Annotated in this window: 16 protein-coding genes; 2 read left to right on the top strand and 14 right to left on the bottom strand. The window is 63.5% G+C overall.

The genetic code is table 11. The annotated features are described in order from the left end of the window. Positions 1-11 precede the first annotated feature (11 nt). The 11 genes from M2342_RS10340 to M2342_RS10290 form a co-directional block, all read right to left on the bottom strand. Positions 12-437 carry a hypothetical protein gene (locus tag M2342_RS10340; RefSeq protein WP_264579018.1) on the bottom strand — a complete coding sequence of 142 codons (426 nt, stop codon included), beginning with the start codon at positions 435-437 and terminating at the stop codon, positions 12-14. Further along, on the bottom strand, positions 434-736 hold the full coding sequence (locus tag M2342_RS10335) for a hypothetical protein (protein WP_264579017.1): 303 nt from the start codon (positions 734-736) through the stop codon (positions 434-436). The genes M2342_RS10340 and M2342_RS10335 overlap by 4 nt, the downstream gene beginning before the upstream one ends. 71 nt (positions 737-807) lie before the next feature. Continuing rightward, positions 808-1,140, bottom strand: a complete 333-nt coding sequence (locus M2342_RS10330) for a DUF2190 family protein (RefSeq protein ID WP_264579016.1) — start codon at positions 1,138-1,140, stop codon at positions 808-810. 77 nt (positions 1,141-1,217) lie between these two features. Beyond that, on the bottom strand, positions 1,218-3,281 hold the full coding sequence (locus M2342_RS10325) for a prohead protease/major capsid protein fusion protein (protein ID WP_264579015.1): 2,064 nt from the start codon (positions 3,279-3,281) through the stop codon (positions 1,218-1,220). 18 nt (positions 3,282-3,299) lie between these two features. Next, entirely contained in the window at positions 3,300-4,811 is a 1,512-nt protein-coding gene (locus M2342_RS10320; protein ID WP_264579014.1) for a phage portal protein, read from the bottom strand. Position 4,812: 1 nt separating this feature from the next. Next, the gene (locus M2342_RS10315) at positions 4,813-5,016 is read right to left on the bottom strand and encodes a phage head-tail joining protein (protein WP_264579013.1); all 204 of its coding nucleotides are present in this window, start codon (positions 5,014-5,016) and stop codon (positions 4,813-4,815) included. A 9-nt stretch (positions 5,017-5,025) separates the two neighbouring features. Next, a complete protein-coding gene (locus M2342_RS10310) occupies positions 5,026-6,987 on the bottom strand; it encodes a phage terminase large subunit family protein (RefSeq protein WP_264579012.1) in 1,962 nt (653 codons plus the stop codon). After that, complete coding sequence (locus M2342_RS10305) at positions 6,869-7,477, bottom strand: hypothetical protein (protein ID WP_264579011.1); 609 nt, start codon at positions 7,475-7,477, stop codon at positions 6,869-6,871. Before M2342_RS10305 ends, M2342_RS10310 begins: the two co-directional genes overlap by 119 nt. Positions 7,478-7,614: 137 nt before the next feature. After that, positions 7,615-8,250, bottom strand: a complete 636-nt coding sequence (locus M2342_RS10300) for a DUF3164 family protein (RefSeq protein WP_264579010.1) — start codon at positions 8,248-8,250, stop codon at positions 7,615-7,617. After that, positions 8,247-8,429 carry a hypothetical protein gene (locus M2342_RS10295; RefSeq protein ID WP_264579009.1) on the bottom strand — a complete coding sequence of 61 codons (183 nt, stop codon included), beginning with the start codon at positions 8,427-8,429 and terminating at the stop codon, positions 8,247-8,249. Before M2342_RS10295 ends, M2342_RS10300 begins: the two co-directional genes overlap by 4 nt. A gap of 31 nt (positions 8,430-8,460) precedes the next feature. Then, positions 8,461-8,724 (bottom strand): hypothetical protein, encoded by a 264-nt coding sequence (locus M2342_RS10290; RefSeq protein ID WP_264579008.1) that lies wholly within the window; start codon positions 8,722-8,724, stop codon positions 8,461-8,463. 185 nt (positions 8,725-8,909) lie between these two features. Here M2342_RS10290 and M2342_RS10285 point away from each other — a divergent pair, with 185 nt between their 5' ends. Next, entirely contained in the window at positions 8,910-10,325 is a 1,416-nt protein-coding gene (locus M2342_RS10285) for a KAP family NTPase (protein ID WP_264579007.1), read from the top strand. A 147-nt stretch (positions 10,326-10,472) separates the two neighbouring features. Beyond that, positions 10,473-10,763: a hypothetical protein gene (locus tag M2342_RS10280; RefSeq protein ID WP_264579006.1), complete on the top strand. Its 291-nt coding sequence runs from the start codon at positions 10,473-10,475 to the stop codon at positions 10,761-10,763. 5 nt (positions 10,764-10,768) lie between these two features. On the opposite strand, the gene M2342_RS10275 is transcribed toward M2342_RS10280, so the two are convergent. The 3 genes from M2342_RS10275 to M2342_RS10265 are packed head-to-tail and all read right to left on the bottom strand — an operon-like array spanning position 10,769 to position 12,085. Next, a complete protein-coding gene (locus M2342_RS10275; protein WP_264579005.1) occupies positions 10,769-11,083 on the bottom strand; it encodes a hypothetical protein in 315 nt (104 codons plus the stop codon). Further along, positions 11,080-11,772: a hypothetical protein gene (locus M2342_RS10270; RefSeq protein ID WP_264579004.1), complete on the bottom strand. Its 693-nt coding sequence runs from the start codon at positions 11,770-11,772 to the stop codon at positions 11,080-11,082. The genes M2342_RS10275 and M2342_RS10270 overlap by 4 nt, the downstream gene beginning before the upstream one ends. Next, on the bottom strand, positions 11,702-12,085 hold the full coding sequence (locus M2342_RS10265) for a LexA family protein (protein ID WP_264579003.1): 384 nt from the start codon (positions 12,083-12,085) through the stop codon (positions 11,702-11,704). The genes M2342_RS10270 and M2342_RS10265 overlap by 71 nt, the downstream gene beginning before the upstream one ends. Between the last annotated feature and the right edge of the window lie 230 nt (positions 12,086-12,315).

The raw sequence follows: 12,315 nt of genomic DNA, 5'->3' as shown, positions 1-12,315 counted from the left end.
TGGTCGGAGGGTCAGGTTGCGGTCGGGTCACCGCGGCGGGTCGGGAAGGTGATGAGGAAGTCGAGCGAGAAGGCGAGGCGGTGGGTGCTGCCCAGCGGCACCCGATTGATCCGCATGTCGCCCTCCTCGATGTTCTCGATCAGCGAAGAGGCGTCCGCCATTCCGAAGATTGCCGTCACGGTTGCGGCATAGAGCGCATTCAGGCGGGCGAGCGCGGCACGACCGCTCGCGTCCTCGACAAAGCCCTCGATGCTGAGCGTCATGCCCTGGCGCTGCGTTCCGGTTTCGGTGCGCTGGTCGGGCCGCTGTCCGTCATCGTAAAGGTGGAGCGCGTCGAACTGCATCGGGTCGCCGCTCGGCATGACCTCGATCTCGGCGGCTTTGCCCTGTAGGGATGCCTCCGCATCCGTCATGATCTGGTCGCGGATGGCGATCATGCGGCCGCCACCGCTAGGATCCAGGCGCCGATGCTGTCGTCCTTGGCGCGGTCGATCACGCCCCAGCGGCCGGTGGAGTGGACAATCACGTCGCCCTTGGCCGGAATGCCTGGCAGATCGACATATTGGATCTCGAATGAGACGTGGCGGGCCGTGGCACCGGCGCCGGTGAATGTGTCGGCCGGCACGTCGCTATGAACGCCGGTTATTGCCTTCTCCAACACGCCGGCGCCGGTGTAGATGATCGGATCGGCCATTGTGCGATGGATGGTCGCCAGACCGGCGGTTGGCAGGCCCATGGCGATCTCCATGCTGGCTGAAGAACAACGGCGCCGCTGAGAATGAAGCGGCGCCGCCTAGCGTTGTGGGATCAGGCGATCTGGCCCGTGAGCAGCGCGAGGCCGATCGTGTCACCGGATGCGGCCACGGCAAGCGCAACGCCGACCAGCGTGTTGCCCGAGGCAGTCTTGGTGAGCACCTTGTTGGTGTTGTCCCAATAGAGCTTGTCGCCGATCGCCCACGCCGCGCCGGTGGCCTTGGGGAGCGTGATTGCGCCGCGGCGCTTGCCGCGGACGAGCTCGCCGGATTTTGCCGCGACGAGTGCAACGGCGAAGAGCGCGCCGACGAGGAACGCCCCGCCCGACGCGACGTCATAAGGCGCCGGGACTTCGATCGTCTCGGCATCCTGCACGAAATTCTTCATGACGGTATCTCCATCAATGTGAGGGGAAGGAAATCAGCGACCGCAAGGGCCAGCCGCTGATCAATCGAGCGGTCCGATCAGGCGCCCGGGTTCTTGTCGAGGCCGCGCCAGTCGATGGTGGAGGCGGCGAAGTCGAGGCTGGCCTTGAACTCCATGCCATCAACGGTGAAGCCCGGCCGCGAGCTCAGCTGCACGCCCTCGGCGCCATCGAGATAGGTATACTCGATCGTGTCGACGGCGGTGTTGCTGGCAGCCAAGTACCAGGCCGTGGTGCTGACGGCGTCGAGGACTGCGTCGATGACCGGTTCCACCGACGTTCGGCCGCCAGCGCGGAATTCGTTGGTGGCCGCCGCCGTCGCCGGCACATACTGCGCGCTGGTGTACTGATAGGCCTTCTGCTCCTGCGTCGCCGGTGCGATCAAATAGGCAGGCGCCAGGTTGAGCTCCTCCTTCTGCATCCCTTTCTGCAAACGCATGCGGGTGCGGCCGGCGCCGAGCGTTGCCTCGGAGATTGCGCCGCCAGAGCCAGCGAGATTGCCATGGTCGGCATGGAAAAGGGGAGTTCCATCGTTCATGGCAGGATTGGACGTAAGCTGCGCATAGACCGTGCGGTTCTCGAGGCGCGCGGCTGCGGCGGCATAACCGACAGTAATCCGCTCAAGCGCGCGCAAATCGTCGTTGATCAGCAGCTGACGGGACACGCCGATGATGCGGCCATAGGTGAGCAGGCCGTAGCTGGTCTTGCCGTCCGAGGCGGTGCCATACTGGAACTCGCCGGCCTCATTGGTCCGCAGCAGGTCAGGCATGGCCGACATCTGCACGACGTCGACCTTGCGGAAGTCAGGCGCGTTCGGCGCCCGGCGCGCCCAGATGCGATAGGTCGGCTGATTTTCATCATAGGCCATGCGCAGGCGCCGGCGCAGCGTCTCGCCCATCAGCGCCGAGAAGTCGCTGGTGGTGTGCAGCGAGCGCTCGACGATCTCGGTGCGGGAGAGCCCGCGCGTATTAACCCCGGACTGCGCGAGGATCTCTTCGGCCATGCGATACATGGACAGACCACGGAACTCGCGGCCGGCCTCACTCAGTTGCGCGCTGGGCGCCATCTGATGGACGAGGCTGTCGGTCATCGCGCGCACCATCGTCACGCCGCTGCCCGGGCGGGCAGGCACGCGGCCGTTGGTCTGAGCGGTGGCGTCGCGCGCCACGAAGCGCTCACCCAGCTCGGCCATGAGCGCGGCACGCGTGAACGGCGTTGCCACATGCGCATCGACCAACGCGGTCTGCGCGTCGGCGTCGAGGCCGGCATTGCGGCATAGCGTCAGGACGGTCGCCGAGGTCAGGACGGCCGAGCGCTGCGTTTCCGGAGCCGGAGCGCCGGCCTTATCCTCGTTGTTGCGCTCTTGGTTGGGATTGCTCTGGTTGCCCTGATCGCCGTCCTGCGGCGCGCTGCGGGTCTGATCGTTCTGGTTGGCCGGCTCGTTACCGGCCTGCGAGTTGCGTGCAGGCATGGATTCATTCTCCACGGTGGGTGCCGGCGAAATGCGGCGGAAGGTGCAGGGGGAGCCGCCCTGCGCGGTTGTCTGGCTTCGCGACTGCGCGCCGTGGTCAAACGGCACCGGCACGAAGCTGATTTCGGAGGGTTCCCAGTCGATCGCCCGGTAGAGGGCGCGCTGACCGTCGCGCTCGGTGATCTCGTAGGTGTGGACGATGTAGCCGACCGAGACATTGCGGATGATGCCGGCGGCGATATCGGCGACGATGCCTGCAACCTCCGCCCGATCGGAAAGGCGCAGCGTGGCAATACCGAGGCCGTTCTCCATCCGGGCGCTGCCCGGCACGACCACGCCGATCTGGTCGCTGAGCTGGTAACGGGCGTGCGTGTTGAGGACCGGCGCACCATTGTTGAGCCGCTCGAGGCGAACATTGGCCGGCTCAGTGGCCAGCTCCTCGTCGATAAACTCCCAGCGATTCCAGTCGAACCGCGCACCCCGCGCGCCGGTGGTGAACACCACCTCGATCGTGCGCTCGGTTTCGTTCCAGGTGTCGGTCCGGAGCTGGAGCTCGCGAGTGACCATCGGGATGTCGTGGGTGCGCGTTTCCTGCGCCGGCGCGGGATCCGCGCCAGTATTGCGTTGGGGCATGTCGATCCTTTCCGGGGGTCAGGCGGCCTTCTTGCCGTTGTCCTGATTGCTCTCGCTGTTGGCGCTGGCCTGATTGGGAGCGGCCTTGCGCGGATCCCCGTCGAAATGGACGCCGGGACCAAGTGTGTTGTCGGCTGCCGCGAGATCCTCGGCGAGTTGCTCCAGGAACTCGAGATAATCGTAGCCATTGGCCTCGACGAGCTGGCTCGGGGTCACCTTGCCGAGGCGCAGATCGAGCAGATCGCCTTGGGCGTCCTTGTACTTATCGACCGAGATGAAGCCGGGCGGCGTCCAGCGCATCCCGAAGTCCTGCGACGGCAGCAACCCGGCCGCCATGCTCGCCTCCCTGAAGCGCGCGCCGATCGGCTTGCAGGCACGATGGATCATGATGTGCCATTGCTTGCGCTCCATGCGGCGACGGAAGCCATGGCCGCCGGCGCGCCAGCTCGAATAGTTCACGCGGCTGAAGTCGCCGGTCACATGCTCATACATGACGCCGGCGCCGGCCGCGATCTCGCGCAGGTAGAGCGTCGCGAACTCCTCCACCCCTTGCGAGCTGCCCGGTGTGCTGACGGTGACCTCCTCGCCGTCGCGCAGGCGCATGATCATTCCTGGCTCAAACTTCTCGGCGAGCTTGCCGGGGCGCGCCGCTTCGGTGCTCGTGCCGATCTGCGCGTCGGCGCCATCGAGGCCAGGCTTGATGAAGGCGGCAAGGCAACTCTCGATCCGCTTGCGGACCAGCTCCGCATCGAAATAGCCGCGCAGATCGTGCAGCGGCATCACAGCCGGCGCGAGCAAGGGCATCCCGCGATCCTGCCCCGGCCGCAGCTTGTCGTAGAGGTAGACGATCTCGCTGGCGGGGATCCTTTCGCTGGTCATGGCCCGGCTGCGCCAGCTCGCCATGTTCCCCGGGTGCCCAGGGTAAAGCCACCATGCCCGCACGCGGCCTTCCACATCATACTCGATGCCGCGGTCGATATAGCCGTCCGCCAGCATCGTCGTTTTGGTGACGTCAATCAGATCCGGCTCGAGCAGCTGCAGCTTGAGCGGCGTGCGGGTCGTGCTGGCATCGAAACGCTGCCGACGGAAGCGAATGATCGCTGCGCCCGATTCCGCCATGGCTTTGCAAGCGAGCCAGAGCAGCCCGTCGAGATCGTTGTCGCCATCCCAGTCGCACTCGTCCTTGAAGCCCGTCCATAGGCCCGAAACAATCTTCTGATTGCGCTTCGACAGGCCGGTCGGCGCGCCAATGATGCCTGTGCCGACAACATTGTCCGCGAAGGTGTCGAGGATCTGCACGGCATAGCCGCTATTGCGGGCAAGCTCCCGGCAACGGTTGCGCACAGTCTCCTCGGCCGCGCCGATCTCGGTGTTGGCGTCGGTGCCGCCAGCTTTCCAGCTCATGGTGCGATGATCGCGCCGTGCAGCGTCATAAGCCCGGGTGGCGAGCTGCAGCGCTGCACGCGCGCGAACACGCCGCAACGCCGAGCTGGGCGATACCCAGCCAATTGAGCGGTCGAGCCAGTTCACGTCAGAACCCTGCCACGCTGGTGCGGCTTTGCGGCCGACCAGCGGAGGATGAAGCGGCGATGTCGTCCTGCGCCATGCGGAGGATCCGCTGCATCTCGTCGAGCGTCCGGTACTGGATCTCGCGGCCGTCCGGATAGCGGACGCGCGTGGCGCCGGTCGCGATCGCTGATTTGAGGGCGTCGATATCGCTCTGCTGCAAGGCCATGCTCAAATCCTAAAGCCAGCTGCCGCCGTCAGAGCGGCCGCCGTTGATCCAGTCGCTGCCTTGTTGGGGCTGCGGCGGAGGGGTTTCAGTCGGTTGGGCCGGTTGCTCGGCCGGCTTTGCTTGCGGCGTTGCGCCTGGTTCGCTGATCTGCCCGCGAACCCTGGCCCAGTGTCGGAGCGTCCACCGATCGATGCCAACCGCATAGGCAGCCGCGCGGGCATAGACCCGCATGTCGATGGCTTCGTTACGGGTGCCGCTCGTGATTTGCCATTCGAGCCGGCCGAAACCGGATCTACTCTTCACCCTGACCAGCTGCTCGGCGACCAGCTGCTTGATCCAGGTCTCGTTCGTGCCCTGTGGCAGGTGAATGTAGCCCGGCGGGTGCGGTTGGCCGTCGACCGGGGCATCGAGGTTCAGCCAGGCATAGGTCTCGGACTTGAACACCGAGACGGCGATTGTCCAAAGCTGCACGCCGCGGCGCAGCTTCCGGCCGTTGACCGTGGTGTCCACCCAGGTCGGTCCGGTGACGGGCGATGAACTGTCGAACTTGCCGGTGCCCTTGATCGCCATGACGTGGCGGGGATATTTTCTTGCCCAGGCGTAGACAGTGGTGGTCGAATAGCCGTCGCCAGTGTCGATCGCCCAGCGTAGCGGCCGCAAGCGCCGTCCGGAGGCGGTTTCCCACTCCCGGCCGAGCAGTGCGTCCATTTCCTCCCAGATCTCGGCCTTGGCCGGATCGCCATCGATGACGATGTGATCGACCAGCGCGCTTTCGAGGCCAGGCCCCCAGGCCCAGATATCGCACTCGATGCGGTTGCGCTGAATGTCGATGCCAGCGGTAATGGCGCCGGCCCATTCCGGGACCTGTTCCAACACCAGCTCCCTCGATCGGCGGTCGTAGAGCCTTTGCCAGTCCGGGGCTTCGCCCTTTTCCTGCCATGTCTCGCCGAGCGCGGTATTGGTCCACGTCTTCAGCGTTTCCGGGTTGCCCTTGGCATCCACGAAGGCCTTCACCGTGTCGGCCAGCTTCACCCAGGAGGAGTAGGCCTCCCAAATATGAAAGCCGGCGATACCGTTGAACGGCGCCGTCGCTCGCCATTCGCCCTTGCGGACCGCTTCCCATCTCTCGGCATCGGTCCAATGGTGCTGGCAGAGCTCGCCCGTCTCCGGATCTGCGGCCGCGCATTCATAATAGGCGGTCTCGTGCAGGTGTTTGCCTGCCTCGTCCTTCTCCCATTTGACCTGCGACCAGCTGAGCCGCTGTTTCGTGCCGCATTTGGGACACGGGATGAAGTAGTAGCGCTTGTCGGACAGCTCGAAAGCTGCCTCGATCCGACTGGCGCCGGCGACGGTCGGTGTCGATCCGGCGAGGCGCTTCCGATTCCAGAACGTCGTGGTGCGCTTGAACGCGAGACTGAGCGGATCACCCTCGGCGCCGGCCGAGGCTGGGTAACGGTCAACCTCGTCCGCCAATACCACGCGGATCGGGCGCGATGCGAGCGAAGCCGGGCTGTTCGCCCCGGCGATCGTGCAATGACCGCCGGCGAACTTCTTGTGCAGGATGGTGTTGCCACTATCCCGCGCCTTGCTGTCCGAGATCTTCGCCGTCAGGCACGGCGTGTCCCGGATCATCGGTGCGAGCCGGTCTTTCGACCATGCCTCGCCCATTTCCAGCGTCGGCTGCATCACCAGCATCGGCGCCGGATCCTGGTCGACGAAATAGCCGACCACGTTTCCGATGATCTCGGTCCACCCAACCTGGGCGGACTTCATCACGACGATGTCCTGGATCAGCGGATCGCTGACCGCGTCCATGATCCCGCGCTGGAATTCCGCGCGGGACGTGTCCCATTTACCCGGCTCGGCGCTTGCTTCGGCGCTGAGCTGCCGGTTTGTGTCCGCCCACTGGCTGACCGTCAGTTTCGGCGGCGGCGTCAGCACCGGCCACCAGGTCGCCACCGTGGCCGCCATCGCCGCGCTCGCCACCACCATCGACGTGATCGTCGGGATCAGCGGTGGCGATTTTCGTCGACGCGAGCTCGAGGAGCGCTTCATGCACCAGCTCCGTCAGCTTGTCCTGCACGGCCGCGATCGTCGGCTTGGCATGGACGAGGGGGGCGCACTTGGCAGGCAGGCTGAGCAGCTTCGCCCGCACGCGAGCAAAGGCGGATTGAACAGCGCTCGAGACTTCATGGCGTGGTAGCAGCTGCTTCCTCATTTCCTGCGCCTTGGCCTCGGCAATGTCGGCCTGGGCGCGGAGGATGCGCGCTTCGTTGACCTCCTTCTCCTTCGGCTTGCCGGCGCCGACCTGGTAACTTGTCCAGGCCTGGACCCATTCGGTCAGCGTGGCGCCGTCGCCGGGCAGTTCGCCTTCAGCGCGGAGGTTGGCGATCCAGCGGGAGGATTTTCCCACCAATTTGGCAACTTCATTCAAAGTTGGCCGATATTCAGCCAAATTCATGAGTTTAGCGCCCTAGGATGATGAAGTAGGGAAAATCCCTGTATCTAGAAAACTCCCGCGCCTTCGCCCCCCGTATAGCGTGAGCGCCAGGAAGGACCCGCGAGGGGGGTGGGGGAGGGGCGGCCGGCCTCGCGCGCTCAGCCCGCCGCCACGTCGATCGAGATCGCCCTCCACTGGCCATCGCCGGTGTCGCGCTGATAGAGGCGGATGTACCGCTTCGATCCCACCACGCGGAAGCTGTCGCGGATCGCCTGCATGGCCTTCTTCCATCGCTCATCCGCGAACTCTAGGCGCAGCAGCGAGAGCAGGTCGTTGCGATTGACGCGGCCCTGATTGTCCACGTCGAACGCCCGATTGATGATGGCACGGATCTCCGGCCCGCTGGTGGCCGACCATTCCACAAGGCACTCATCGATGATGCCCTTGGCCACCTGCAGCTCCGGTCCGAACACCACATGCTCGGATACCTGCACGACGATCTTGAGCAGCCCGTCGTAGCTGGTGAATGTCAGATTGCCCTTCGATCCGCCCCGTCGCGCGCCATATTCCTGCTCCAGCAGCGCGACGAAGTCATCGACATCATCGAAGCTGTGCTGCCGGAAGCGTGCCACTTGGGCCGAGAGGGGCAGAGCAAAGCCGATCACCTTGCGGACCAGCTCGTCCTGCAGCTTGTCGACCGGCTTAACCACGCTCTCGGGGATCAGGCCGCCCTCGGCGTTGACCATGTAGCGAGCGCCATCGATGACGCGGATCGGGTCTGCCAGGTCGCTCATTGCGTTGCTCCTGCGTCCGGCTCATGATCGAGCAGCCCACCACGCAGCAGGGCGCGGGCCTGCTCCAGCTCGTTGACAACGGCGAGCAACCAGCGACGGGTCACGGCCACAGGCTCAGCGCTATTGTCGGCCTCCATACGCAGGGCGACGATATCGATCTTGTCTTCAGCATTGGCCATGCCGGCTTTCTCCCCGCCCATGTCAGCCCGATCAGCGCCGGACGCGGCCGTAGGCCATCTCGCGCAGGTCCAGCGCGATCACCTCGGGGCTGGCCGCTTCGGCGGTAATGTGGTGAAACTCGCTCGGCCCGGCCTCGATGATGCTGTCGCATTCGCGGATCACGCGGGTCATCCCGCTGATGACCGGCGCCTTGTCCCGACTGGCGCCGCACATCTTGCGCAGCGAGAGGGCCATCAGGCGAATGTCGGCGGCGATCTGGACGTCTCGGCGGTTGATCACATCCGACTTCCCCATTGAAGCCCATGGCCGGGGGGACATACGGCCATGGGCTCCGGACACAATTGTGACGGGGTCGTTTTGCGCGCTTTCATGACCGTTTGGCAGGCCCGCTTTTGTAACGCTACTCGCGTCGGCCAGGCTTGAGCAGGCCAGATGTCCGTGGTCTATTTGGCCTGAACAGAAAGGTGGGGATGGAAACTGTGAGCGAAGAACTCTGGAGTGACGATTTGCTCGGCCGTCGTGATGAGGCCGCGATGATTATCAATTACATCGAAGGCGCGACAGCGCAGGCGATGAAAACTAGGACTAAGGGCGCGGTAACGTTGGCCGTAGATGCTGGCTACGGCGCTGGAAAGACATTTTTCTTACAAAGACTCGCTGATGAAATCAGGGGGCACCATCCAGTAGCTTTCGTGGATGCCTGGAAAGACGATCTGGCCGATGAGCCACTTATCGCGTTAGTGGCCACCCTAGCATCCGCGATTGAGCCTCTCGCTTCGGTGGGCAGCGGAGTAGTGCTGACAGGCCGTTTGCAGTCCGTTATGGATAAGGCCGGACAAATAGCGAAACTAGCATCGTTCGGTCTTTTGCGGCGCGCAGCCGGAATGGCCATCAGCGCCACCGCCGTCGAAGCAATCGAGGCGGCTTGGGACGAGATACCCGACGTTGCATTTCATCAGGTCGAGGAGCTTGGCAGCGATGCAGCGGCCGGACTTGACCGGCTCCTAAGCATTCCCTCTAGCCTCTACATGAAGTCCAGGGTTGACGCATTCCGAACAGGCCAAGAGGCGATCCGCGAACTGAAAGAAGAACTGGGCAAGCTTGTCGAGGCGCTTGCGGGGTCGAACTATAAGCCTCCACTCGTGATCATCATTGACGAACTGGACCGGTGTCGCCCTAATTATGCAATTAAGCTCCTGGAAGAGATCAAGCACCTTTTTGACGTTCCAGGCCTGGCATTCATTCTAGGAATGCACGGCGAGCAGCTGAGCCACGCGGTGAAGGCCGCGTACGGCCCTTCCTTCAAGGGCGAGGAATATCTCCGTCGATTTATGCGGCGCCGATATGTTCTTCAGTCGAAATCCAAGGAAAAGCTCACGTCTCAGGCGATGAGCGAAGCCGCACTCGCGATGACTGACGGCTACCCATTTCTAATTGACGACAGGCCCAAAGACCTACCTTTTTCGGCAGTTTTTAATCACTATGTTGAGAGCTTATTGGTGACCCCCCGCGAGTTGCAACAGCTGGCTGAAATTCTGGAAACGGCTTATTCTGTCGCGAATGGTGTCGAATTGATCAACCCATTGCTCGTGCCTCTTGCTGTTGGTGAAATACGTGGTGAACAACCTCATGAACTGCGCTTCGCCCCGACAGGGAGGAGCTTGATCTACAATTTCCGAAGAGAATCTGGTCACGTTCAGTATAGTCCGCAGGCGCTTATGAATGAAATAATTCGTCTGGGAAGGCTGAGCGTCCAAGACTTAAACATGAGCTCTAGTTCTGACCATTTGTCATTTCTGGTCCTCCGCTCAATGTTGAAAGGAGAGGAGAAATTAACGGCCGTGCAGAATTATCCGCGTCTGCTCGCGAATGTGGGGAAGATGATCATCAATTGAGGTATCAACGTTTGGTATGATGACGGTGCTACCGGCGCTGGGCCGGCGATTTCGCATTGAGGCGGAGAGCCTTCCTCTGCCTGAGGGTTTTTATGAGGATCTGTGATCATTGGATTAAGCAACGCGTTCTTGAGAAGGGGATTAGTCATGGTTTGGCGATCAAAGGTGTTGTCGTTTGACGAATGGACGATCGTACAGGGTCACTTTGAAAAACTGATGATCGACCTTGGCGGTCCGGCGAACCTCGCAATGTTCAGTAAAAGACAGCGCGGATCGACCGATGCTGAAATATTTATTACCGGTCCGGGCATAGACACGATCGAGGCCACGTCGCCAGGCGGATGGTCTAACTCTCAAGCGCCAACTGGCCCAGATCTGCAGTTGCTAATCGCTTCCGGCGACGCGTGGACATACTTCGGAATCGCGAAGCCATTCTGATTACGTCAGCGCTGCGGGTGCGGGCGCCTCTTGTCCGCATAAGCCGGCGCTGCCGGCCTATTCAACCAGTCGATCACCCCATTGCTCAGAAACCGCCGGCTGGGCGCCCGATGTCGTGATGCGCAAAGCCGGCAGAGCGGGAAGCTGCCCGGATGATAGAGCAGGGGCTTCATGATCGCCCTGCCGCACGTCGTCACGACGCGATGAGCATTGTCCTTATCGACGATGAACCAATGCGCCTCTTCATCGCCAAAGCACACCGCCCATTGCGGCTCGCCCAGGTCGAGATCCGGGCCGAGGCTCCCGCGTTCGCCCGTCACACGATCGCCGCGTGCGCGCGCGCCACGGCCTCCTCGTCAATGTCGCGCCGGGTCTGCCGGAACATGTCGATCCAGATCTGCAGGGCCGTCACGACCAGCGCCCGGGCGCGCCGGGCCGCCATATGGTGTCGGGCGGCCGCAGCCGCGATGCCGAGGTCCTCATGCACCACGCTCAGCAGCAGCGGCCCATGCACGCGCGGGTCCGCACGCCACTGGCTATAGGCTACCTCCATCCATACGCGGCCGAGCGCCTCATGGAACACCTCGCCATGCGGCGTATTGTCGATCCGTGTTTCGAGGCTGGCGGTCCGGACGGCCACGTCGCACATGATGAGGGCGGATGCGGCCGCGATCTCGGCGCCGGCCGCGAGCAACTCGGCATCGATGGCGCCGCTCATGTGGAGACGCGCAAGCGCGCCCTGGCGCTTGCGGCTGAAATGTTCATGGGTTTCGGGTGTGCCGTTGCGCTTGTGCGCCCAGCGCGCCCGCGCCGCGATATTGGCCTTGCGGAGCCGCCGCTCCTCGGCCGCGCGTTCGGGATGCCGCGCTGCCCACGCCGACTTGATCGCCGCCGCGCGCGCGTCGAGCTCTTTTTCGAGTTTGCTGCGCGTCTTTTGCTCAGTGCCGGGCGTGAGGCGCAGTGCCGCCCGATTCCTGTTTTTGCGTTTTGCCATGCTGGGCCGGAACATGATCCAGCACGGCGGGCGGGAGCAGGCCCGCATTTGTCACGATGTAGCCCGCCGCCTGCAGGCGGCGCAGTGCCTCCTCTTCAGCCGAGATCGGGCGGATGCCGCGCGGCACGCCCGGTGCATGGCGGATGCGGCCTTCCCGGGCGAGCTGGCGCACGGCGTCCTGCGCACGCGACCGATTGCAGTTCAACGCCGCCGCCAGTTCCGAGAGGCTTGGGCCGGCGCCACGCGCGGCATAATACTGCTCGATGAACGCGAGCGCCTGCAGCTTGCGGCTCGCCATGAGGGGCGAGAGCCGGGGAACGTCATGCATATCGGAACCTCACCCTCCGCCGATAGACATAAGGGGAACATGCAAAAAATGCGAGGATGTTAAGGGGTTGCGGATGATCCTCCGCCTGAGAACGGCTTGTGCTTCGCCACCTAGATTGTATGCCGGTTACGGGTGTTCGGCGCATGGCGCGGATCGGGGCAGATGAAGCTAGAATCTCTGGATTGGTCCAGCTTCCGAAGCGGCGTGGCACAGTTCTCCGCTTGGAATAA

The organism is Sphingobium sp. B8D3A (genome assembly GCF_025961995.1).
Taxonomy (GTDB): Bacteria; Pseudomonadota; Alphaproteobacteria; order Sphingomonadales; family Sphingomonadaceae; genus Sphingobium.
This window is presented reverse-complemented; position numbering and strand designations above follow the sequence as displayed.